Genomic DNA, 22,259 nt, shown 5'->3' on the forward strand with positions numbered 1-22,259 from the left:
AAGCAGTGGAGGCAAGCGATCAGATCGCTTCGCGATGTTCGAAACCCTCACACACCCTGCGGCGGCTTCCAGTGGAGTTCGACGACGCCGCCGCCGTCCGCGCCCCACCGCAGCTCGCCGAGTCCGGACGCCAGCGACTTGATCAGGCGCATGCCCAGGCCTTCGTCCGCCAGACGGTCGATGCCCGGCCCGTCGTCCTCCACCCGAAGCCGATAGCCGGAGGCGTCTTTCCGCCCGCTGATCTGGACCGCGCCCCGCCGGCCGCCCTTGAAGGCGTGCTTGACCGAGTTGGTGACGAGCTCGTTGACGATCAGGCCGATGCTGACGGCCTGCTCAGCGCTGACCTCGACCGGATCGCAGGCGATCTCGATCGTGATCCGATCGCCGTCAAGCAGGCTTTCCGACAGGCGCTCGACGAGGGCGCCGAGATACGGCTGCAGCTCGACGCTGTCGTGCGCCTGCTGCTGGTAAAGCATGGTGTGAAGGTCGCTGATCGAACCGATCCGATCGGCCGCCTTGGCCAGGGCCTGGGCGACCTGGGGCCCCTCGCTGCGGCCCTGCAGCATCAGCAGCGAGGCGACGATGGCGAGATTGTTCTTCACACGGTGGTTCAGGTCGGCGAACAGCTCGGCCTGCCGCTCGGCGGCGCGATGACGCGCCGTGACGTCGATGAAGAACTGCCCGAACTGGGTGTTCGAGAGCCGCATCATGTGGACGTCGTACCAGCGACCGCCCTCGACGTCGGCGAACTCGAAATGGACAGGCTTGCCCGCGAAGGCCCGCCCGCAGGCGGAGATCCAGCGCGGATCGGTGTCCGGCCGCACCTCCAGCTGCCGCCGCCCGACGACGTCGTCCGCGCCCGCCACGCGGCTGCGGAACACCGGATTGGCCTCGCGGATCCAGTAGTCGGCCAGCCGGCCGTCCGGTCCCAGGACGGCTTCACAGACGACAAAGCCCTCGGACATGTTGTCGAAGACCGCGCGATAGCGCCCCTCGATGCCGTCATCGTTCGCAGTGTCGTCGTCCACGCGCCGCCTCAGACCACGCTGTTGGTGCTCTCTTCGTACGGCCTAGCGCTGCGGTGGTTCCACGTCCGTCGAAATTCGACAGAGGGGTCCGAAGCCGGGCGCGGACGCCCGGCTTCGTCCCTGTCCTGGCGAGGCGTTACTGGAACGTCTTGCGCAGGTTGATCCCGATGGTCCGCGGCGGGGCCGAGAACACCGAGGTGCGGGCCGCCGACGTGGCGCCGACCGACTTCGAGAAGATCGCGGCCTCGTCGAGCAGGTTGGTCACGAAGAGGTACGCGCCCCAGCCGCCGGTGTCGGATTCGACGCCGACGCGGGTGTTGATCAGCTCATAGGCGTCGATCTTGCGCGCATAGACGAAGCTCGTGCGCAGTTCGTTGTAGGAGCTGCCCATGTGGTTGAAGTCGACGCGGGCGAAGCCGTTGAGGCCCTCGGTCACCGGCCAGACGTACTGGGCCGAGATCGCGCCCTGGAACTTCGGCACATAGGGGATGCGGTCGCCCTTCAGGCCGGCGTTGGGGATGGTGGTTCCCGCGCCAGGCTGGTCCTGGGTGAGCTCGGCTTCCATGACCGAGAAGTTGCCGGTGATCGACAGGCCGGCGAGCGGGTTGACCGCGCCTTCGACTTCCAGGCCGCGGATGCGGGCCTTGCCGGCGTTGCCGATGTAGCTGAACGCGCCGTTCGGGGTCAGAATCCGAACCTGCATGTCGCTCCAGTCGATCTGGAAGATGTCGGCGTTGAGGGTCGCGCGGCGATCCCAGAAGGCCGACTTCACGCCGACTTCGTAGTTCCACAGCTGGTCCGAGGCGTACGGGGTCAGGTTGCCCGGCAGGCCCAGCACCTGGTTGGCGCCGCCCGGACGATAGCCCTGCGAGGCCTCGGCGTAGAGCATGACGTCGGAGGTGATCTTGTAGGAGCCGTTGAAGCGGAACACCCAGCCGGTTTCCTCGGACTGGACGTGGGTCGGCGGGGTGACGACCGCGCCCACCAGCAGCGACGGGACGAGCGTCTCGCCGACGATGTCCTTGGTGTACTTGAAGTAGCGGGCGCCGGCGGTGAGGTTCAGCTGCTCGTTGACGTCGAAGGACAGCTCTCCGAACACCGCGTACTGCTTCAGGGTGTCGTCGATCACCCGGCCGGTCATGACGACCTCGGGCTCGTAGAGCGCGCCGGTGCGCGGATCGACGCCGACCTGCGGGTTCCAGACGACGGTCTTGCGGTCCGAGAAGAAGCCGCCCGCGGTCCATTGCAGCGCGCTCTCGTAGTTCGAGGTGAAGCGCAGCTCGGCCGTGTAGGTGTCCATCTCCTGCTGCGGCTTCAGCACCGAGGGGTACTGGGTGTCGACATAGGCGTAGTAGGCCGACAGCTGGTCGGTGCTGCAGGCCGCGCCGCGGTTGTAGAGCGCCTGGCAGCGCGCGGCGGTGCGGAAGCCCTGCATGAACTGGGTCACGTCCTGGGTGCTCATCAGCTCGCGGCGCATGTAGGCGACCGAACCGACGGCGGTGACCGGGCCGAGGTCGAGGTTGGCGGTGGCGCTGTACAGGTCCAGGTCGTCGGTCTGCGGCAGCTGGGTGCGGGCGTCGGACTTGTACTCGCCGACCGCCGGGAACCAGCTCGGGGCCTCGGCCTCGGTGCGGTTGATGTAGGCGGCCAGGTCGATGGTCAGGTTCTCGGTGGGCTCGAGGCGCAGCAGCGCACGGCCGCCCCAGGTCTCCATCTCGTTGATGTCGCTGAGGTTCAGGTAGGTGTTGTCGATGTAGCCGGCCGCTTCGCGGTAGAAGCCGACGACGCGCAGCGCCGCCTTGTCCTGGGCCAGCGGGATGTTGACCATCCCTTGCGCCTCGTAGTTCCAGTCGCCAGCGCCCTCGGTCTTCGACAGCGAGCCGTCGAGGGCGCTTTCGAACACGTAGCTCGGCTTCTTGTAGATGGTGCGCAGCGTGCCGCCCATCGAGCCGGAGCCGTAGAGGGTGCCTTGCGGGCCGCGCAGCACTTCGACGCGCTCGACGTCGAACAGGCGCAGTTCCGGGGTCGAGCCGCCGGCGTTGTTGCCCGCGCCGATCGAACCGGTGACCGGGGTTTCGTCATAGTAGACGCCGACGGTCGGCTCGCCGGCGGCGTTGATGCCGCGGATCACGACGCGGCTGAACGACGGGCCGCTGTTGACGAAGGTCAGGCCGGGGACCGTGGCGCCGAGGTCTGCGATCGACTGCACGCCGGAATTGGCGATGGTCTCGGAGGTCACCGCCGAGATCGAGATCGGCGTGTCCTGCAGGTTGGTCGCGCGCTTCAGCGCGGTGACGACGACTTCCTCGACCGCCGGCGGCTGGGTGGACTGCGCCAGGGCCGGACCGGCGACGGCGACGGTCGCCGAAGCCCCAAGCAGGGCGACGCGGAAAGAGCGGCCGAGGCCGGAACGTTGGACTGACATTATTTTTGAAGTTCCCCCAAAGATCGTGCCGCCGGGCCGGCAGGCGCGGCGGCGGTCGTCAAAACTCGTGTGTGTGGAAGCGGCCGCCCCCTCGACGAGGGCGGCCTCCGGTCATCGGCTATTTCATTTCCGCCAGGGCGTAGAGGAACTGCGCCTGGGCCATGGTGGCGTCGACGTAGCCGGCCACCTTCGGATTGGCGGAGTCGATGACGATGAACTCGTCCGGCGCGTGCGCGCCCGAGCCGAAGCCGACGCCGAAGTGGATCGCCGGCTTGGCGACCGGCGGCTGGGTGAACAGCGAGCCCGGCCAGGAGCCGGCGCTGCGCGGCGACAGCGTCACCGGGATGCCCATCTTCTTGTAGGCGCCGAGCGCGGCCTGGACGACGCGGGCGTCCTCGGCGGTCTCGGTGGGATCATAGCCGCCCGAGACGTTGATCTGGACGTCCTGGAAGCCGCGTTTGTCGAGATGCTCGCGCAGCTGGCGGACCGTGTCGTCGTAGGTCTGGTTCGGGACCATGCGGATCTCGAGCTTGGCCTCGGCCCGGCTCGGCAGGATGCTCTTGCCGCCCGGCCCGGTGTAGCCGCCGACCAGCCCCTGCAGGTTGATGGTCGGCTGCGAGAGCAGGCGTTCGATCGACTTCTCGTAGCTGAGGTTGTCGATCCAGGCCTTGTTGCCGTAGGCCTGCTTGAGCGCCGCCTCGTTGGTCTTCTGGGCGAGTTGGCCGATCAGCTCCTTTTCCCGCGCCGACAGCGGCCGGACCTTGTCCATGAAGCCGTCGAGGGTCGGGGTGTTGCCGTCCGGGCTGGTCAGCGTGGCCAGGGCCTGAACCAGACGCCAGATCGGGCTGTCGATGCGGGCCTTCTCCGAGGAGTGGATGTCGGTCTTGGGGCCAATGCCGGTCTTGGAGCCGTCGACGATAAGCTGCAGCTCGACCGGGCCCTTGGCGCCGAGGGTGAAGGAGACCTCGCCGGTGGTGCGGTCCTGCGACGGACCGGGCACGTAGATGCCCTCGCACTTCTGCAGGACGGGCAGCACCTTCGGGTGGGTGGCGATCTGGCGGAAGTGCGGAGAGGCGATCTCCTCCTCGCCTTCGCAGATCAGGGCGATGTTGACCGGCGGCTTCTTGCCGGCGGCGCGCATGGCGCGCAGGGCGTTGAGCAGCGCGATCTGGCCGCCCTTCGAGTTGGTCGCGCCGCGGCCCATCATCACCGTGCCGAACGGGGCCTTTTCCACCAGGCGGCCTTCGAGCGGCGGGCTCGACCATTCCTTCGGGTCGTACTGCTTCACGTCGTACATGAAGTAGACGCCGATCCAGCGCGGGGCGCCGACGTCGAGGGTGGCGAACACGCCGGCGACGCCGTCCGTCGGGATGATCTCTACGGTCTGGAAGCCGGCGTCCTTGGCGATCTTGGCCATGTAGGCCGGGCCTTCGACGACGTTCACGCCCTCGGCCGCGACGGTCGGCAGCGCGATCCACTCCTGCAGGCGTTTGATGGCGTCGGCCTTGTCGGCCTCGGCGGCCTTGCGGATCACGGCGAGGTCGGCGCTCGCGGCGCTGGCGAGGCCCGGCGCGAGAAGGGCGCCGGCCGCAGCAGCGGCGGCCCCGGCCATCAAGCTGCGACGGTCGGTCGAAGGACGGTCGTACTGGTCGGACATTATTACTCCCGGTGAGCGGCGCTCGTCTTACTGTCTTGCGCGAGCCTCAAGCTCGCGATGGCGGAGCCTAATGCTCCGCGACAGCGCAGCTACAGAGAAGTTTCCGAATCGCCAAGTGATCTAGTCGACTCAGGGGCGACGGAACCGGCGAACTGTTGCCGTAAGATCAGCTTTATCTTGGCCGATACCAGAAAGTATCAAATGTAACCAATGAAACAACATGCCGGCATTCTGGCCGCGGCGAGCACAGACATGCCCCCGCGACGCAAAACAGAGCACATAAGAAAGGGGCCGAGCGCTCCAGACGCTCGGCTCCCGCCTCCCCGCGCCGCCGCGAAGGCGGCGCGCCCCTCCCCGTCTCCGGGTTAGTTCCGATAGGGAATGACGACCGGCAGGGTCTCGAAGCCGTGCACGAAGGCCGACCAGTTCAGGGTCGGCTCGCCGACGACCTTGATCTCCGGGAAGCGCTTGAGGATCTCTTCCCAGATGATGGTCAGCTGCAGTTCGGCGACGCGGTTGCCGACACAGCGGTGCACGCCGAAGCCGAAGGACATGTGCTGGCGCGGACGCTCGCGGTCGATGATGAACTCGTTGGGCCGGTCGACCATCTCTTCGTCGCGGTTGCCCGAGATGTACCACATGGCCACCCGGTCGCCCTTCTTGATGGTCTTGCCGCCCATCTCGACGTCGCGGGTCGCCACGCGAGCCATGTGCGCCAGCGGCGTCTGCCAGCGGATCGTCTCGGACACCATCGGCAGCACCAGATCGTGGTTGGCGCGCAGCTTGGCGTACTGCTCCGGGTTCTTGTTCAGCGAATAGACGCTGCTGGAGATGGTGTTGCGGGTGGTGTCGTTGCCGCCGACGATCAGCAGGATGACATTGCCCTGATAGGTGGCCAGATCCATGTCGCGGGTGGCCGGATTGTGGGCCAGCATCGAGATCAGGTCGCCGGCCGGCTCGGCGTTGACGCGCTGGTTCCACAGCTCCTGGAATGCAGCGAAGCACTCCATCATCGCCTGGCCCTTGTGCTCCCAGCTCTCCACCGGCCCGTGCCCGGGCTGGTTGGTCACCATGTCGGACCAGTAGGTCAGCTTGCGGCGGTCCTCGAACGGGAAGTCGAACAGCGTGGCCAGGGTCATGGCCGTCAGTTCCTTCGACACCAGATCGACCCAGTCGAACTCCTTGCCGATCGGCAGGGAGTCGAGGATCTGGCCGGCGCGCTCGCGCACCAGCGGCGCCATGTTGTGCAGATTGGACGGCGCCACCGTCGGGCTCACGGCCTTGCGCGCCCGGCTGTGCTCGGGCTCGTCCATGGTGATGAAGCCGGCGCCGCCGCGACGGCGCGGCCCCATGACGCGTTCCTGCTCGGCCATGGCCACCTGATTGATCAGGGTGATGCCGTCCGCCGACGAGAAGCTCTCATGGTCGGTGTCGACCGCCATGATGTCGTTCCACTTGGTGATCGACCAGTAGCGGCCGAACTCACTGTCCTCGGTCAGGTGGATCGGGTCTTCACGGCGCAGGCGCTCGAACACCGGCCAGATCGTGTCGTCGTAGAACCGCGACACCTTGGCGGGGTTGAGCTGGTCCAGCGGCATGGCGGCGATTTCGGCGGCCGCGTCGGCAGCTTGAATCTTGGCGGAGATATTCATGGCTTCCTTCCCAGGTCGCGCCCGCCATCTTTTGATTTCGCCCGGCCGCAATCGCCGCCGGACGCGCGGACTTAGCGGAAGGTTGAGCGCAGTCCGGGGCTATGTCAACGGCGATTGACTTAGCAATTGGCGAGCCTTGCCGAACGTCGCGGCGGCGGGGACGTTATGACCGGACGTTCGCGCAGCGGGCGCGACAGGGGAACGCCATGGCCAAGAACACGATCTGCATCTGGTACGACACCGACGCCGAAGCCGCCGCGCGCTTCTATGCGCAGACCTTTCCCGACAGCGAGGTGACCGCCGTGCGACGCGCGCCGGGCGATTACCCGTCCGGCAAGGAAGGCGACGTGCTGACCGTCGAGTTCACGGTGGCGGGCGTCGCGTGCCTGGGACTGAACGGCGGGCCGACCTTCAAGCAGGACGAGGCGTTCTCGTTCCAGATCGCCACCGACGACCAGGAAGAGACCGACCGCTACTGGAACGCCATCGTCGACAACGGCGGGACGGAAAGCGCCTGCGGCTGGTGCAAGGACCGCTGGGGCGTCTCCTGGCAGATCACGCCCCGGACCTTGACCGAGGCGATGGCGGCCGGGGGCGCAGAGGCCAAGCGGGCGTTCGACGCGATGATGACGATGGGCAAGATCGACGTGGCGGCGATCGACGCGGCCCGGCGCGGCTGACGCGGCGAGAGACCTGACCGCCCCGCCGGCGTCGTGTACACAGGGGTCGATGACAGAGACGCTTGTTCGCCCAGGCCCCCGTCGGCGCGACGCCGAGGCCACCCGCGCGGCCATCCTGAAGGCGGCGAAGAAGCAGTTCGCGCGGGTCGGCTACGACTGCACGCTGCGCGACATCGCCGGCGAGGCCGGGGCGGACGTGGCGCTGGTCAAGCGCTACTTCGGCGGCAAGGAAGCGCTGTTCGTCGAGGCGTTGAAAGACTCGTTCCGGGCCAACGAGCAGCTGGACTGGGACCGGTCGAGTTTCGCCGGCGAGATGGCTGTGATGCTGGCCGGGTCGCCGCACGCCGACGAGGCCAGGACCCAGCGGTTCCAGTTCCTGCTGCGCGCAGCGACCTCGCCGGCGACGGCGCCGCTGCTGAACACCCTGGTGCAGGAGCGCCTGCTGGTCCCGATCCGCAACTGGATGGGGGGCGCCGACGCCGAGGCCCGCGCCCGGGTGCTGGCCGGGGTCTATATCGGCTTCCTGGTCGAGCGGCTGATCCGCGGCGAGGCGCTGGAAGGCCGCGAACGCGAGGTGTTCGTCGCGCAGGTCACGGCGGTGTTCAACGCCCTGATCGCCTAGCGCCAGGCGAAGACCGGCTGATCGAGGTCGGCCACGCGGGTGACGCGGCCGGCGACGATTTCCCGCAACTGATAGATCAGCGCCGCCGTCGGGGCGTGGATGTGGTGCTCGCCGAGGTTCAGGCGGATCAGCGGCCGCTCGCTCTCCGGAATGGTCTCGAAGGCGACCGCGTCGTCGCCCGCGATCTGGTCGAGCCGGAAGCGGTGGACGGACGCCACCTCGTCCGGATTGGGCGCCAGGGCGCTGGCGTCCTCCAGCCAGGTGACGACCGGGGCGATCGCGTAGCCCGAGCGGCTGGCGTAGTCGTCCAGCACGCCGAGGATGCTCGACGGCGCCAGATGCAGGCCGAGCTCCTCGTGCAGTTCGCGCAGCGCCGCCTGCTGCAGGGTCTCGCCGTCGTCGCAGCGTCCGCCCGGCAGCGCCCATTGGCCGGCGTGAGCCCGCAGGGCCGCCGAACGGCGAGTCAGCAGAAAGGCCGTCTCGCCCGAGCCGTCGCCGGCGTCCACCAGGGTGATGGCCACCGCCGCGTGCTTGAGCTGGGGCCCGTCATAGGCCAGGCGCGGAAACGCCTGGCAGCGGGCGGCCAGCTCGGCGCGGAAGGCGGGCGTGAACGGATAGCTCATGCCCTCCCCTACTTCGCCGCTTGCAGCTTGTCCTGGGTCTTGGTGTCGAAGTCGCTGGCGTCGTGACGCTCCCAGAGCTGGGTCGAGGGCTCGCCCCAGGTGCGGTTGACCATGCGGCCGCGTTGGACGGCCGGGCGCTCGGCGATCTGATCGGCCCAGCGATTGACGTTCTTGTACTCGTGCACGGCCAGGAACTCGCCGGCCTCGTAGAGCACGCCCTTGGCCAGGCCGCCGTACCAGGGCCAGACGGCGATGTCGGCGATCGTGTAGGCGTCGCCGCCAAGGTATTCGCTCTCCGCCAGGCGGCGGTCGAGCACGTCGAGCTGGCGCTTGGCCTCCATGGCGAACCGATCGATGGCGTATTCGATCTTGGTCGGGGCGTAGGCGTAGAAGTGGCCGAAGCCGCCGCCGAGATAGGGCGCGCTGCCCATTTGCCAGAACAGCCAGGACATCACCTCGGCCCGCTGGGCCGGGTCGGTCGGCAGCAAAGCTCCGAACTTCTCGGCCAGATGCACCAGGATGGCGCCTGACTCGAACACCCGGATCGGGGTCGGACCGCTGCGGTCGAGCAGCGCCGGGATCTTGGAGTTCGGATTGATGTCGACGAAGCCGCTGCCGAACTGGTCGCCGGTTCCGATGTTGATCAGCCAGGCGTCGTACTCGGCGCCCGCATGGCCCAGGGCCAGCAGCTCTTCGAGCATGACGGTGGCCTTGATGCCGTTCGGCGTGGCCAGGGAGTAGAGCTGCAGCGGATGGCGGCCGACCGGCAGTTCCTTGTCGTGGGTCGGGCCGGCGATCGGGCGGTTGATGTTGGCGAAGCGCCCGCCGTTTTCCTTGTTCCAGGTCCAGACCTTCGGCGGGGTGTAGTCGGTCATCAGCAGGCTCCAGGCGTGCGGGCGAACGAGGCGCCCGCCAGATTGCGGCGTGTCGGGTGCAAAGGTGGGGCATGGCGAGCGTCCCGCCAAGGGGCGCTCGCGCCCGTCAGTGGCCGAACGGGTTGCGGGTCAGCGCTTCGCCGACGCTGGACAGCGCCGAGGCGCGGGCTCGGGCGATGGCCGCTTCCAACCGCACGACGTCGGCGCCGGGGATGATCTCGCCGGCGACGATGAAGGTCGGCGTGCCCTTCAGGTCGAGCTTCAGCGCCAGCTCGCGGGTGTCGGCGATCTGCTCGGCCAGCGCCGGATCGCGGGCGGCGGCGTCGACCTCGCGCGGATTCAGCCCCTGCTGGGAGAGGATGCGGTCGACCCGCGCGGGGTTCAGATCCTTCTGCGCCATCAGCGCGCGATGCAGCGCCAGCCCCTTGGCCTTGCCCTGGGGCGTGAGAGCCGCGCGGGCCGTGTAGTCCGAGGCGCTGCCGAACACCGGGTACTGCTTGAAGACGAAGCGGACGTCGGGATTGGCGGCGATCAGCCGATCGATGTCGGGCGAGACGGCGCGGCTGTAGGGGCAGCGGTAGTCGAAGAACTGGACGACCGTGGCGCGTCCGCCGGAGTTGGCGACGAAATCGCGCGGGTCGCGTTCGAGCGCGGGCTTGGCCTGGGCGAGCACCGCGCGGGCCTGGGCCGCCTTCTTGGCCTGCAGCTTGGCGGCGGCGTCGCGGATCACCTCCGGATGCGCGAGCAGGTAGGCGCGCAGCTCGCGCTCGAACGCGGCGTCATTCTGCACCGCGCCCTTCTGCGGCGCGTCGCAGCCGGCCAGGGCGAGCACGCCCAGGCCTGCCATCAGGGGTTTCAGTCTCACCACGCCCGCCGCCCGTTCGGATCTTGACTTCGCGTTAAGGTAACCAGGATTGTAACCATTACTCTTAAATTGAAATACATCGCGATACTGCAGTCTTCGCCCAGGAAATTGATGGGCGATACAGTTGAAACTGCGCTTCCTACATCACGTTCTTGCCGCCGCGCTCGGGACCGCCTTGTGCGCCCCGACCCTGGCCAACGCCGGGCCGATGGAAGACGCGATCCTGGCCGAGATCAACTTCGCCCGCGCCTATCCCCAGGAATACGCCCGGCGTCTCGAGCGTGAACCGCTCACCCGCTGGGAACGGGCGCTGATCGACGCGGGCGAACCCGCCGACCACGCCGCCTACATCGAAGCGGTGGAGTATCTCAAGCGCCAACGGCCGCTGGCCCCGCTGCGCCCCGACGACATGCTGGCATCGGCGGCGCTGGAACACGTCTCGCTGCAGGGGCCGGCCGGTCACATCGGCCACGCCAGCGCCGACGGCGAGCGGTTCTACGACCGGGTGCGCCGGCATGGCGCCGCGCACGCGCTGGCCGCCGAGAACATCGCCTACGGCCCGCCCTCGCCCGAGGACGTGGTGCGCGCCCTGATCATCGACAGCGGCGTGCCGGACCGCGGCCACCGCACCAACATGTTCAACGGCGCCTTCAAGGTGGTCGGCGTCAGTTGCGGCCCGCATCGCGATTACTCGACCATGTGCGTGATGGACTTCAGCGCCGCGCCTTCGCCGCGCATCATCACGGCCCAGCTCGACAAGATCCGCGCAGCCGACGAGTAGTCGCACAGGCGAATCAGTCCGGCGTCTCGTCACGGTATTTCTCCTGACGGGCGAAGGTTAACCATCGGGCGAGGCGTAGCAACCGTGCAACGCCAAAGGGTTAGCGTGCTTTACAATTGATTACGCGCGTTTCCCTGAACGCCGTTGTACTATATGGTCGAGTTTGAAACGCTCGCCTTTAAATGGTGGCGGGCCCGGCGCGAGAGCGCCTCTTGTGAGCATCGCCGCGAAGCGGCGGGGGCTCGTCAGTCTGGGGGGAACGACATGGCGATCGCCAAATATGTCGTCATGGGTGCGATTCTGAGTACGGCGGCCGCCGCACCCGCCGCCGCCGAAGATTGCTTCATCAAGGTCTCGCGACCGGCTGTCGCCAAGCCTGCGGCGCCGAAAGCCGCTGCGCCGCACCGCGCCGTGAAGCCCGCCAAGGCCAAGCCCGCCGCCAGCACTCAGGCGCGCAAGCCGGCGACCAAGCCGCGCACCGCCGTCGCCGCGGCCAAGCCGGCCGCGCCGATGAAGAAGCTGCCGGAGTCGTCCTACGCGATGCGCACCGACGCCGCCCTGGCGCCGCCTTCGACCGAATGCGACACCAAGCCGTCGATCATGGCGGCCCTGCCCCCTGAAGCGCGTCCGCCCGCCCAGCGCCTGCTGGACGAAGTGGCCGGACCGCCGGCCGAGACGGCCGACGCCTCGCCCCCGATGAGCCTGGCGGCCCTGCCGGTCAGCGGCCCGGGCGGCGGCGGCTTCCCGAGCATGTTCGGTCCGCGCGGCGGCGGCGGCGGCGGCACCTACATCGCCCCGCCTGGCGGCGGCGGCGAGGATCCGACCGATCCCACCGACCCGACGACGCCGACCAACCCGACGGATCCTACCGACCCGACGACGCCCACCACGCCGACCAACCCGACGGATCCGACGACGCCCACCACGCCGACCGATCCCACGGGTCCGACGAAGCCGACCACTCCGACGACCCCGACCACGCCGACGAATCCGAGCCCGGTCCCGGAGCCCGGCACCTGGCTGATGATGATCGTCGGCTTCTTCGGCCTGGGCAGCATGGTGCGCCGCTCGCGCGCCGTCGAACGGGCCAACGCCAAGACCGCCTAGCTCTCCGAGCTATGCGTAGAGACGGGAAAGGCCGCGCCCACCGCGCGGCCTTTTTCGTGGGCGCTTCGCCGCCGCGAACCGCGGGGTTGCTGGCCGTCGGCGTAGGAACTTGCCCGATGGATGCGGCGGCGCGGGGTTTCTAGCTTCTGACGATCGAACAGTCGGCGGGCGCCAGTGACCCATGTCCTCAGATTCCTGTCCCGACCGCAGCGGGCCTGCGCCGTGGCCGCGGCGCTGGCCGTATGGCCGGCGCTCGCCTGCGCGCAGGAGCCGCCGCCCGGACCTGCGCCCGCCCCTTCCAAATGGGACTTCTTCGACGATGAGGACGGCCAGCTCGACTTCTCGAACTTCCTGGCCGGCGGCGGCTTCATTCCTGTCCCGATCATCATCACCGAGCCTGCGGTGGACCAGGGATTGGGCGTCGCAGCCGTCTTCCTGTCGGCGGAAAAGCCGCGCCAGATCACCCGCAACGTCCTGGCCGCGGTGAAGACCGGCAACGGCTCCAACGGGGTGGGCTTCGTGCGCGCCGGCTACGCCTTCGACGGGCGGCTGAACTATCGGGTCGCTGTCGGGCACGGCAAGATCACGCTCAACGCCTATCCGCCCTTCGCGCCGGACGCGGGGGTCGAGTACACGAACAACTACGACTACGGCGTGCTGGCCTCGGCCTTCTGGCGGCTGCCCGACGAGCGCTTCTCGGTCGGACCGCTGGTCGACTTTCGAAAGCTGGAATCGCACATCGACTTCGCCGGCCTGCCCGACGAGTTCGCCCCCGACTTCGACCGCACGCTGAAGACCGGCGCGCTGGGGCTGGGACTTCACTTCGACAGCCGGGACAACCCGCTGACCCCGACCCGGGGCGCCAACGCCTATGTCGAGGGCAAGTTCAACCGCGGGGCCTTCGGCAGCGACCGGGACTTCGAGAACTACGACGCCCATTTCTATGGGTTCCAGCCGCTCTCCCCGTCCCTGCGGCTCGGTTACAAGCTGGAGTTCGACGCGATCCGCGGCGACTTTCCGGGCTACTTCGCGCCGGCCATCAACCTGCGCGGCGTCGAAGCCCAGCGCTACGAGGGCATGGACGTGCTCAGCAGCGAAGTCGAACTGACCTGGCAGGCGAGCAAGCGCTGGTCGCTGCTGGCGTTCGGCGGAGTCGGCTCAAGCGACGCCGGCGATCGCCGGTTCTTCCAGGACTCCGGCGGGATCTGGGCCGGCGGCCTTGGTTTCCGCTACAGGATCGCGCGCAAGCTCGGGCTCGACGCGGGCCTGGACCTGGCCTACGGGCCCGAGGGCGGCGTGGTCTATATTCAGTTCGGCCACGCCTGGTCGACGGCCATGGACTGAAGGCGCGCGCCGGAACGCGCGCCTGCGCCAGGTCCTAGCGGTCCTTCTCGATGCCGCCGACGGCGGCCTGGGCCGCGGCCAGACGGGCGATCGGCACCCGGAACGGCGAGCAGCTGACATAGTCGAGGCCGACCTTCTCGCAGAACTCGATCGAGGCCGGGTCGCCGCCATGCTCGCCGCAGATGCCGAGCTTGACGTTCGGGCGCTCGGCCCGGCCGCGCTCGGCGGCCAGGCGGATCAGGTCGCCGACGCCTTCCTGGTCGAGGCTGACGAAGGGGTCCTTTTCGAAGATGCCCTTTTCCAGATAGGCGCCGAGGAAGCGGCCCGAGTCGTCGCGGCTGATGCCGAAGGTCGTCTGGGTCAGGTCGTTGGTGCCGAACGAGAAGAACTCGGCGTTCTGCGCCAGATCGCCGGCGCGGATGGCGGCGCGCGGCAGCTCGATCATGGTGCCGACCTGATACTCGATCTCGCGGCCGCGTTCCTTCAGCACCGCCTGAGCGGTCTTGTCGGTCAGCTGACGCAGGAAGCGCATCTCTTCGCCCTTGGCGACCAGCGGGTGCATGATCTCGGGGATCGGCGCAGCCTTGCCGCTCTCGGCGATCTCGCAGGCCGCCTCGAAGATGGCGCGGACCTGCATCTCGTAGATCTCGGGATACGAGACCGCCAGGCGGCAGCCGCGGTGGCCGAGCATCGGGTTGGTCTCGTGCAGTTCCTTGGCGCGGCGCATCAGCTTGGCGGCGTCGATGCCAGTGGCGTCGGCGACGGCCTGAAGGTCGGCCTCGGTGTGCGGCAGGAACTCGTGCAGCGGCGGGTCCAGCAGACGAATGGTGACCGGCAGGCCTTCCATGATCGTGAACAGCTCGACGAAGTCGTTGCGCTGCATCGGCAGGATCTTGGCGAGGGCGGCGCGGCGGCCGGCCTCGTCGTCGGCGAGGATCATCTCGCGCACGGCGGCGATGCGGTCCTCGTCGAAGAACATGTGCTCGGTGCGGCAGAGACCGATGCCCTCGGCCCCGAACTGACGGGCGGTGCGCGCGTCGAGCGGGGTTTCGGCGTTGGCCCGGACCTTCAGGCGGCGGGCCTTGTCGGCCCACTCCATCAGGGCGGCGAAGTCGCCGGTCAGCTCGGGCTCGATCATCTGCACGGCGCCGGCGAGGATCTCGCCGCGCGAACCGTCGATGGTCAGGATGTCGCCGGCCTTGAAGACGCGGCTGCGGACACGAAGTTCGCCGGCCTTGCCGTCGATCTGAAGCTCGCCGGCGCCGGAGACGCAGGGACGGCCCATGCCGCGGGCGACGACGGCCGCGTGGCTGGTCATGCCGCCGCGGGCGGTGACGATGCCGCGAGCCGCGTGCATGCCGTGGATATCTTCCGGGCTGGTCTCGTCGCGGACCAGGATGACCGCCTCGCCCGCCGAACCGAGACGCTCGGCCTCGTCGGAGTTGAAGACGATCTTGCCGGTGGCCGCGCCGGGCGAGGCCGGCAGGCCGGTGGTGACCACGTCGCGCGGGCTGGACGGGTCGATGGTCGGGTGCAGCAGCTGGTCGAGGCTGGCGGGTTCGACCCGCATGATCGCCTCTTCCTGGCTGATCAGGCCCTCGCTGGCCAGGTCCACCGCGATCTTCAGCGCCGCCTTGGCGGTGCGCTTACCGTTGCGGGTCTGCAGCATGTAGAGCTGGCCGCGCTCCACGGTGAACTCGATGTCCTGCATGTCGCGATAGTGCTTCTCGAGCTTCTCGACGACGGCCTTGAACTGCAGGAAGACCTCGGGCAGCGCCTCTTCCATGGAGAGGGCCTTCTCGCCCATCTCCTCACGGGCGATCTTGGTCAGGGCCTGGGGCGTGCGGATGCCGGCGACGACGTCTTCGCCCTGGGCGTTGATCAGGAACTCGCCGTAGAGGCGCGCTTCGCCGGTCGACGGGTTGCGGGTGAAGGCCACGCCCGTGGCCGACGAGTCGCCCATGTTGCCGAACACCATCGACTGGACGTTGACCGCGGTGCCCCAGCTTTCCGGGATGTCGTGCATGCGGCGGTAGAACTTGGCGCGGTCGTTCATCCAGCTGGCGAACACGGCGCCGACGGCGCCCCAGAGCTGGGCGTGCGGATCCTGCGGGAACGGCCGGCCCAGCTCCTGCTGGACGGCGGCCTTGTAGTCGGCGACGACCTTTTCCCAGTCCTCGGCGGTCAGGCCGGTGTCGACGGTGACGTCGAGACGTTCCTTATGCTCGTCGAGGATTTCCTCGAACATGTGGTGGTCGAGGTCGAGCACCACGTTCGAGAACATCTGGATGAAGCGGCGATAGCTGTCGAAGGCGAAGCGGCGGTCGCCCGACAGCTTGGCCAGGCCCTCGACGGTCTCGTCGTTGAGGCCGAGGTTGAGGACGGTGTCCATCATGCCCGGCATCGAGGCGCGGGCGCCCGAGCGGACCGAAACCAGCAGCGGGTTGGTCGTGTCGCCGAACTGCTTGCCGGTGATCTTCTCGACCGCGGCCAGGCCGGCCACGACCTGCTCCTTGAGCTCGGCCGGGTACTGCTTCTCGTTGGAATAGTAGTGGACGCAGGCTTCGGTGGTGATGGTGAAGCCGGGCGGCACCGGAAGGCCGAGAGACGACATCTCGGCGAGGTTCGCGCCCTTGCCGCCGAGGAGGTTCTTCATCGAGGCGTCGCCATCAGCGCTGCCGCCCCCGAAGGAATAGACCCAGCGCGACTTGGTCAGCGTATCGGTCGACATTCCTAAGGCCTCCTTAGCCCGTCACTTGCGAGAAGTCCGCGACCCGCTCCATGAGGTCGCGAACCTGCACGAGAAGACGCAGGCGGTTCTCGCGTTCCGCCGCGTTTTCAGAATTCACTAGCACCGCCTCGAAGAAGGCGTCGACCGGCGCGCGCAGTCCCGAGAGGGCACGCATCGCGTCGGCGAAGTCTTCCTGTTGCAATGCCTGAGCCACAGCCGGCTCGGCGGCCTGGAGGGCGGCGATCAGGGCCCCCTCCTCCTTCGGCGCGCCGGGCATGCCGACGGCGGGGCCGGCCGGGAGCTCGCCCTTCTTCTCCTCGGCTTTGAGGATGTTGCCGGCGCGCTTGTAGCCGGCCAGCAGGTTCTGGCCGTCGGTTCCGGTCAGGAAATGGTCCAGCGCCTCGACCCGGGCGACGATGCGCACCAGGTCGTCGTCGCCGAGCGCGAACACCGCGTCCACGAGGTCGTGACGCTTGCCCTGGTCGCGCAGGGCGACCTTCAGGCGGTCGGCCAGGAAGCCCAGAACCTCGTCGGCGACCACGCCGTAGGGCCGGAACTGGTACTGGACCTCGCCTTCCGGCGGATCGCCGGCCGGGGCCGAGCGGTCGAAGCGGATGTCGAAGTCCTCGGTCGTCGAGACGACATAGGGCACGCCTTCGAGCAGCGCGTTCTCGAATTCCTCGACATAGGTCTCGAAGACTTCCGACGGCGAGCGGTAGGCCGGGCCGAGATAGCCGGTCGTGCGGCGGGTCGAGACGTAGAGCGCGCGGCCCGGATCGACGTAGCAGCGCAGCGACTTGTACCAGTCGGCGACCAGTTCGCGCACCGGAGCGCGGGCCTCGGAGCCGAGCAGGATGCGGATGATGCCGAGCGCGGCGCGGCGCAGCGCATAGGGGTCGCGCGAGCCGGTCGGCTTTTCGTCGATGGCGAAGAAGGCGACCAGGGTGTCGAGCTTTTCGGCGATGGCCACGGCCATGGTCACCGGGGTGTCCGGGGCCTCGTCCTTGGCGCCGACCGGACGGTAGTGGTCGCGGATGGCGTCGGCGACGACCGGGCTGATCTTTTCTTCGCGGGCGTAGTAGCCGCCCATCAGACCCTGCAGTTCGGGGAACTCGCCGACCATGCCGGTGGCGAGGTCGGCCTTCGACAGGCGCGCGGCCAGCACGGCCTTGGGCACGTCGGCGCCGACCCGCGGGGCGATGGCCTTGGCCAGCAGCCCCAGGCGTTCGACGCGTTCGGCCAGGGTGCCGAGCTTGGCGTGGAAGGTGACGCCGGAGAGCTTGGTCAGGCGCTCTTCCAGGGTGACCTTGCGGTCCTCGTCCCAGAAGAAGCGAGCGTCGTTCAGGCGCGCCGACAGCACCTTGGCGTTGCCGCGGGCGATCTCCTTGCCGCCGTCGGCCGCCTCGATGTTGGCGACGGTCAGGAAGTTCGGCGCCAGCTTGCGCCCGCCATTGCCGTTTCCACGGCTGGGATCGGACACGGCGAAGTATTTCTGGTGCGTGCGCATCGAGGTGCGGATCACCTCCGGCGGCAGATCCAGGAAGGCCGGATCCATGTCGCCGAGCACCGGGGTCGGCCATTCGGCCAGGCCCGCGACTTCGTCCAGCAGGCCGTCGTCGTCGACCAGCTCGAGATTGCGCGCGAAGCACAGGGTGCGCGCGCCGTCCATGATGCGGTCCTTGCGCTCCTCGGGGTCGAGGATCACGAAGTGCGCGGCCAGCTTGTCGCGGTAGCTGTCGAAGTCCTTCACCTTGAAGGGCTTGCCCGAGCCCATGAAGCGATGGCCTTCGGTGATGTCGCCGGCCTCGACGCCGTCGATGTTGAACGGCACGACCGCGCCGTCGAACAGGAAGACGATGCGCTTCAGCGGCCGCACCCAGCGCAGCGTGCCCCGACCCCAGGTCATCGACTTGGGCCACGGGAAGTTGCGGATCACATGGTCGAGGATCTCGGCGGCGATCTCGGCGGTCGGGCGGCCCTTGCGATGGATATGGGCGAACCAGACGCCGTCCTTTTCCGTGAGCTGGTCGCGGGTCAGGCCGGTCGAACGCAGGAAGCCTTCCATGGCGGCGTCGGGCGAGCCGACGCGCGGCCCCTTGCGCTCTTCGTGACGGTCGCCCTGGGCTTCGGGCAGGCCCTCGGCCACCAGGGTCAGGCGGCGCGGGCCGGAGAAGGTCTTCATGCCCTCGGGCAGCAGGCCCTGCTCGGCCAGCCGCTCGCGGAACATGCGGTCGAGGTCGCGCGCGGCCTGCACCTGCATGCGCGCGGGAATCTCTTCGGAGAACAGTTCGATCAGCAATTGCGGCATGGTCAGGCCTTCGCCACGTCGTCGGACTTCGCGGCGTTGCCGCCTTCGTTTTCAACCCAGGCTTCGGCGCACATCTTGGTCAGGTCGCGGATGCGGCCGATGTAGCTCTGGCGCTCGGCCACGGCGATCGCGCCGCGGGCGTCCATCAGGTTGAACAGATGGCTGGCCTTGAGCACGTGGTCGTAGGCCGGCAGCACGGTGCGCTGCCCCTGCGGGCCGCGGCCATCGAGGATGCGCGGCACCTGGCGTTCCATGTCCTCGAACTGACGCTTCAGAGTGTCGACGTCATAGAGGTGGAAGTTGGCTTCCGACTGCTGGCGCTCGTTCTCGAGGAACACGTCGCCATAGGTCATCGGCAGCGGGCCGTCCGGATCGTTGAACGCCAGCTCGGTGAAGTGGTCGACGTTCTGCAGATACATCGCCAGACGCTCGAGGCCGTAGGTCAGTTCACCGGCCACCGGCCAGACGTCGAGGCCGCCCACCTGCTGGAAGTAGGTGAACTGGGTGACTTCCATGCCGTCGCACCAGACCTCCCAGCCCAGGCCCCAGGCGCCGACGGTCGGGTTTTCCCAATCGTCTTCCACAAACCGGATGTCGTGCAGGCGCGTGTCGAGCCCGATCGCCTCCAGGCTGCCCAGATAGAGCTCCTGCAGGTTCTCCGGGTTCGGCTTCAGGATGACCTGATACTGGTAGTAGTGCTGCAGCCGGTTGGGGTTCTCGCCATAGCGGCCGTCGGCCGGGCGGCGCGAGGGCTGCACGTAGGCCGCGCGCCAGGGCTTGGGGCCCAGAGCACGAAGCACCGTAGCCGGATGAAGCGTCCCCGCCCCCACCTCGACGTCGTGTGGCTGCAGAATCACGCAGCCCTGGCGGCTCCAATAGTCATGCAGCTTCAGGATAAGACCCTGAAACGAAAGCGGCTTATCAGCTGGCATTGGCAGGGGCTTCGCAGGCGCAAAAAAAGTCGGCGGACCATAGGGCCCGCCGACCTTCGCTTCAAGGCGGAATGCCTTGTTCTAATTGCCGCGCGGCGTGGTCGCTCGTCCAGCGCGGGACAGCGGTTTGAACTTCGCCCTGTTCTCGGGCGTGTCGGCCACCGGCCCGTTGGTCACGGCGTTGCTGGCGACGGTCGCCGACGCGGGCACGCCCTGCGCCGAGGCGTCGGCGCTGGCCGGCGGCATCGCCGCAGCGTCGTCGGACGGCGGGTTCACGCTGGTGTCGGGCATGGCCGTGGTGGCCGAAGCGTCAGCGCCCGGCGTGGTCATCGCCTTGCCGGTCTCGTCCTGCATCTGGGTGGCCGCCGCATCGGCGGGCTTGGCCTTCTTCGCGCCTTCGCCGGCATGAGCGGCGCCAGCCAGAAGCGCGGTCGCCGCCGCGGCGGTCAGTAGGGTCCTCATCATCATCGTCATCGCCTCCGAATGATGCCGCCCGGCCCCCACTACCAGGCAGCGTGCCCATTCTAGCGCTCGGCGCGCGGCTTTAGTTCCCGGCCCAAACCTCAGGCGCCGGGGGTCAGAACACCGGCTGGAGCGCCATTTCGCCTGATATTTGGGCGCCGCACCCCCGTTCTGCACAGCAATCGTGCCGGCCGCGCCTTTTCATTGATCAGAAGTTACCGGGCGCCGTTCAGCGGGCCGCGCGTCGATAGCGTCGCCCTAGCCGTCGGAGGGGGGATGCCAGCCGCATCTTCCGGCGGATGCGGGTCAAATCGAACGCGCGCCCCCCGGCTGGGGACGCGCAGGAGCAGGCGATGAAACTGATCATAGCGATCGTCAAACCCTTCAAGCTGGACGACGTGCGCGAAGCGCTCGTGGGCGCCGGCATCGAGGGGCTGACGGTCTCCGAAGTGAAGGGCTACGGCCGGCAGAAGGGCCAGACCGAGATTTACCGGGGCGCCGAGTACCAGGTGAATTTCGTGCCCAAGGTGAAGCTGGAGGCCGTGGTCGACGACGCGGCCGCCGACAAGGCCGTCGAGGCCATCAAGGGGGCCGCCGCCACCGGCAAGATCGGCGACGGCAAGATCTTCGTCCTCAACGTCGAGGACGCAGTGCGGATTCGGACCGGCGAGACCGGCACGGCGGCGCTGTGACGCGCGCCGAACTCATCGGGACAAGGGGATAACGACAATGAACACAATGAGATTCAACAAGCTGGCGGGCCTGGCGCTCGCCGCGGCGCTGGCGGGCGGCTCGCTCGCCCCGGCGTTCGCACAGGAGGCCGCGCCGGCCGCCCCCGCAGCAGCCGAGGCGGCGGCGCCGGTCGCCGCCGCGCCTGAGGCCGCCGCGCCCGAAGCGGCGCCTGCGCCGGTCGAAGCCGCGCCCGCCGAAGCTCCGGCCGACGAGAAGCCGGCCCTCGACACCGGCGACACCTCCTGGGTGCTGACCTCCACCGCCCTGGTCCTGATGATGACCATCCCGGGCCTGGCGCTGTTCTACGGCGGCATGGTCCGCCGCAAGAACGTCATCGCCACGGTCGCCCAATCGTTCGCCATCACCGCCGTCATCTCGGTGGTCTGGATGGTCGCCGGCTATTCGCTGGCCTTCAGCACCAACTCCAATGAGGGCCTGAACGCCGTCATCGGCGGGCTCGGGAACGCCTTCCTCTCGGGTGTGACCATGGAGAGCACCAACAGCCTGGCCGCCACGATCCCGGAATCGGTGTTCGTGATGTTCCAGATGACCTTCGCGATCATCACCCCGGCGCTGATCGCCGGCGCCTATGCCGAGCGCATCAAGTTCTCGGCGGTGCTGGTGTTCACCGTGCTCTGGTCCCTGCTGGTCTATGCGCCGACCGCCCACGCGGTCTGGGGCGGCGGCTTCCTGGGCGGCGACGGCGTCCTCGACTTCGCCGGCGGTACGGTCGTCCACATCAACGCCGGTGTCGCGGGCCTGGTCTGCGCCCTCGTGCTCGGCCGCCGCAAGGGCTACGGCAGCGAGAACATGGCGCCGCACAACCTGGTGCTGACCATGATCGGCGCCAGCCTGCTGTGGGTCGGCTGGTTCGGCTTCAACGCCGGTTCGGCCGTCGGCTCCAACGCCCTCGCCGGCGTGGCGATGCTGAACACCCAGGTTGCGACCGCGGCTGCGGCCATCGCCTGGATGCTGATCGAATGGGTCGAGCGCAAGAAGCCCGGCATGCTGGGTCTGGCCTCCGGCGCCGTGGCCGGCCTGGTCGCCATCACCCCGGCCGCCGGCTTCGTGAACCCGCAGGGCGCGCTGATCGTCGGCCTGCTGGGCGGCGCGGGCGGCTACTTCGGCGCGGTGTGGCTGAAGCGACTGCTGAAGTACGACGACAGCCTGGACGCCTTCGGCGTGCACGGCATCGCGGGCATCGTCGGCGCTCTGCTGACCGGCGTCCTGGCCGACCCGAAGGTCAACAGCCTGGGCGAAGGCGCGAGCCTGATGACCCAAGCCTGGGGCGTCGGCGTCACCATCGCCTTCACCGCGGTGGCCACGTTCCTGATCCTGATGGTCGTGAAGTACACGATCGGCCTGCGGGTCAGCGACGAAGCCGAGGTCGAAGGCCTGGACATGTCGCAGCACGGCGAAGCCCTGCACGACTAGA

General features: G+C 68.4%; 18 protein-coding genes. 7 read left to right on the top strand and 11 right to left on the bottom strand.

The annotated features are described in order from the left end of the window. Positions 1 to 47: 47 nt before the first annotated feature. The 4 genes from AC1Q87_RS05165 to AC1Q87_RS05180 all read right to left on the bottom strand — a co-directional run bounded on the left by AC1Q87_RS05165 (position 48) and on the right by AC1Q87_RS05180 (position 6,762). On the bottom strand, positions 48 to 1,028 hold the full coding sequence (locus tag AC1Q87_RS05165; RefSeq protein WP_492607897.1) for a sensor histidine kinase: 981 nt from the start codon (positions 1,026 to 1,028) through the stop codon (positions 48 to 50). Positions 1,029 to 1,164: 136 nt separating this feature from the next. Then, positions 1,165 to 3,453, bottom strand: a complete 2,289-nt coding sequence (locus AC1Q87_RS05170; protein ID WP_492607898.1) for a TonB-dependent receptor — start codon at positions 3,451 to 3,453, stop codon at positions 1,165 to 1,167. Between the two features lie 118 nt (positions 3,454 to 3,571). Continuing rightward, on the bottom strand, positions 3,572 to 5,110 hold the full coding sequence (locus tag AC1Q87_RS05175) for a M20/M25/M40 family metallo-hydrolase (RefSeq protein ID WP_492607899.1): 1,539 nt from the start codon (positions 5,108 to 5,110) through the stop codon (positions 3,572 to 3,574). Between the two features lie 365 nt (positions 5,111 to 5,475). Further along, positions 5,476 to 6,762: a cytochrome P450 gene (locus AC1Q87_RS05180; RefSeq protein WP_492607900.1), complete on the bottom strand. Its 1,287-nt coding sequence runs from the start codon at positions 6,760 to 6,762 to the stop codon at positions 5,476 to 5,478. Between the two features lie 206 nt (positions 6,763 to 6,968). Here AC1Q87_RS05180 and AC1Q87_RS05185 point away from each other — a divergent pair, with 206 nt between their 5' ends. Further along, complete coding sequence (locus AC1Q87_RS05185; protein WP_492607901.1) at positions 6,969 to 7,442, top strand: VOC family protein; 474 nt, start codon at positions 6,969 to 6,971, stop codon at positions 7,440 to 7,442. Between the two features lie 49 nt (positions 7,443 to 7,491). Further along, the gene (locus AC1Q87_RS05190; protein ID WP_492607902.1) at positions 7,492 to 8,064 is read left to right on the top strand and encodes a TetR family transcriptional regulator; all 573 of its coding nucleotides are present in this window, start codon (positions 7,492 to 7,494) and stop codon (positions 8,062 to 8,064) included. Here the strand turns inward: AC1Q87_RS05190 and AC1Q87_RS05195 are convergent. The 3 genes from AC1Q87_RS05195 to AC1Q87_RS05205 all read right to left on the bottom strand — a co-directional run bounded on the left by AC1Q87_RS05195 (position 8,061) and on the right by AC1Q87_RS05205 (position 10,427). Further along, positions 8,061 to 8,687, bottom strand: coding sequence for an NUDIX hydrolase (locus AC1Q87_RS05195; RefSeq protein ID WP_492607903.1), 627 nt, complete (start codon positions 8,685 to 8,687; stop codon positions 8,061 to 8,063). The genes AC1Q87_RS05190 and AC1Q87_RS05195 overlap by 4 nt on opposite strands. Positions 8,688 to 8,695: 8 nt before the next feature. Next, the gene (gene yghU, locus AC1Q87_RS05200; protein WP_492607904.1) at positions 8,696 to 9,562 is read right to left on the bottom strand and encodes a glutathione-dependent disulfide-bond oxidoreductase; all 867 of its coding nucleotides are present in this window, start codon (positions 9,560 to 9,562) and stop codon (positions 8,696 to 8,698) included. 106 nt (positions 9,563 to 9,668) lie between these two features. Beyond that, the gene (locus tag AC1Q87_RS05205; protein ID WP_492607905.1) at positions 9,669 to 10,427 is read right to left on the bottom strand and encodes a DsbA family protein; all 759 of its coding nucleotides are present in this window, start codon (positions 10,425 to 10,427) and stop codon (positions 9,669 to 9,671) included. A gap of 175 nt (positions 10,428 to 10,602) precedes the next feature. Between AC1Q87_RS05205 and AC1Q87_RS05210 the strand changes: the two genes are divergently transcribed. From AC1Q87_RS05210 to AC1Q87_RS05220, 3 genes are all read left to right on the top strand, one after another. Beyond that, positions 10,603 to 11,208, top strand: a complete 606-nt coding sequence (locus AC1Q87_RS05210; RefSeq protein WP_492607906.1) for a CAP domain-containing protein — start codon at positions 10,603 to 10,605, stop codon at positions 11,206 to 11,208. Positions 11,209 to 11,472: 264 nt separating this feature from the next. Continuing rightward, complete coding sequence (locus AC1Q87_RS05215; protein WP_492607907.1) at positions 11,473 to 12,315, top strand: PEP-CTERM sorting domain-containing protein; 843 nt, start codon at positions 11,473 to 11,475, stop codon at positions 12,313 to 12,315. A 174-nt stretch (positions 12,316 to 12,489) separates the two neighbouring features. Next, positions 12,490 to 13,659, top strand: a complete 1,170-nt coding sequence (locus tag AC1Q87_RS05220) for a BamA/TamA family outer membrane protein (protein ID WP_492607908.1) — start codon at positions 12,490 to 12,492, stop codon at positions 13,657 to 13,659. A 34-nt stretch (positions 13,660 to 13,693) separates the two neighbouring features. On the opposite strand, the gene ppdK is transcribed toward AC1Q87_RS05220, so the two are convergent. From ppdK to AC1Q87_RS05240, 4 genes are all read right to left on the bottom strand, one after another. Then, complete coding sequence (ppdK, locus tag AC1Q87_RS05225) at positions 13,694 to 16,390, bottom strand: pyruvate, phosphate dikinase (protein ID WP_492607909.1); 2,697 nt, start codon at positions 16,388 to 16,390, stop codon at positions 13,694 to 13,696. 13 nt (positions 16,391 to 16,403) lie between these two features. After that, positions 16,404 to 18,698 carry a glycine--tRNA ligase subunit beta gene (gene glyS / locus AC1Q87_RS05230; protein ID WP_492607910.1) on the bottom strand — a complete coding sequence of 765 codons (2,295 nt, stop codon included), beginning with the start codon at positions 18,696 to 18,698 and terminating at the stop codon, positions 16,404 to 16,406. A 2-nt stretch (positions 18,699 to 18,700) separates the two neighbouring features. Then, the gene (locus AC1Q87_RS05235; RefSeq protein ID WP_492607911.1) at positions 18,701 to 19,630 is read right to left on the bottom strand and encodes a glycine--tRNA ligase subunit alpha; all 930 of its coding nucleotides are present in this window, start codon (positions 19,628 to 19,630) and stop codon (positions 18,701 to 18,703) included. Positions 19,631 to 19,711: 81 nt separating this feature from the next. Beyond that, positions 19,712 to 20,092, bottom strand: a complete 381-nt coding sequence (locus tag AC1Q87_RS05240; protein ID WP_492607912.1) for a hypothetical protein — start codon at positions 20,090 to 20,092, stop codon at positions 19,712 to 19,714. Positions 20,093 to 20,445: 353 nt separating this feature from the next. On the opposite strand from AC1Q87_RS05240, the gene AC1Q87_RS05245 reads away from it, so the two are divergent. After that, complete coding sequence (locus AC1Q87_RS05245) at positions 20,446 to 20,784, top strand: P-II family nitrogen regulator (protein ID WP_492607913.1); 339 nt, start codon at positions 20,446 to 20,448, stop codon at positions 20,782 to 20,784. Between the two features lie 46 nt (positions 20,785 to 20,830). Continuing rightward, complete coding sequence (locus AC1Q87_RS05250) at positions 20,831 to 22,258, top strand: ammonium transporter (RefSeq protein ID WP_492607914.1); 1,428 nt, start codon at positions 20,831 to 20,833, stop codon at positions 22,256 to 22,258. Position 22,259: the final 1 nt, after the last annotated feature.

It is taken from the genome of Phenylobacterium sp. GW823-FHT02A09 (genome assembly GCF_058797775.1).

Bases quoted from the DNA above. Each gene is read 5' to 3' on its own strand.
- yghU (WP_492607904.1), bottom strand. From the start codon at position 9,562: ATGACCGACTACACCCCGCCGAAGGTCTGGACCTGGAACAAGGAAAAC.
- AC1Q87_RS05215 (WP_492607907.1), top strand. From the start codon at position 11,473: ATGGCGATCGCCAAATATGTCGTCATGGGTGCGATTCTGAGTACGGCG.
- AC1Q87_RS05175 (WP_492607899.1), bottom strand. From the start codon at position 5,110: ATGTCCGACCAGTACGACCGTCCTTCGACCGACCGTCGCAGCTTGATG.
- AC1Q87_RS05240 (WP_492607912.1), bottom strand. From the start codon at position 20,092: ATGAGGACCCTACTGACCGCCGCGGCGGCGACCGCGCTTCTGGCTGGC.
- AC1Q87_RS05195 (WP_492607903.1), bottom strand. From the start codon at position 8,687: ATGAGCTATCCGTTCACGCCCGCCTTCCGCGCCGAGCTGGCCGCCCGC.
- ppdK (WP_492607909.1), bottom strand. From the start codon at position 16,390: ATGTCGACCGATACGCTGACCAAGTCGCGCTGGGTCTATTCCTTCGGG.
- AC1Q87_RS05170 (WP_492607898.1), bottom strand. From the start codon at position 3,453: ATGTCAGTCCAACGTTCCGGCCTCGGCCGCTCTTTCCGCGTCGCCCTG.
- glyS (WP_492607910.1), bottom strand. From the start codon at position 18,698: ATGCCGCAATTGCTGATCGAACTGTTCTCCGAAGAGATTCCCGCGCGC.
- AC1Q87_RS05250 (WP_492607914.1), top strand. From the start codon at position 20,831: ATGAGATTCAACAAGCTGGCGGGCCTGGCGCTCGCCGCGGCGCTGGCG.
- AC1Q87_RS05190 (WP_492607902.1), top strand. From the start codon at position 7,492: ATGACAGAGACGCTTGTTCGCCCAGGCCCCCGTCGGCGCGACGCCGAG.
- AC1Q87_RS05185 (WP_492607901.1), top strand. From the start codon at position 6,969: ATGGCCAAGAACACGATCTGCATCTGGTACGACACCGACGCCGAAGCC.
- AC1Q87_RS05235 (WP_492607911.1), bottom strand. From the start codon at position 19,630: ATGCCAGCTGATAAGCCGCTTTCGTTTCAGGGTCTTATCCTGAAGCTG.
- AC1Q87_RS05180 (WP_492607900.1), bottom strand. From the start codon at position 6,762: ATGAATATCTCCGCCAAGATTCAAGCTGCCGACGCGGCCGCCGAAATC.
- AC1Q87_RS05245 (WP_492607913.1), top strand. From the start codon at position 20,446: ATGAAACTGATCATAGCGATCGTCAAACCCTTCAAGCTGGACGACGTG.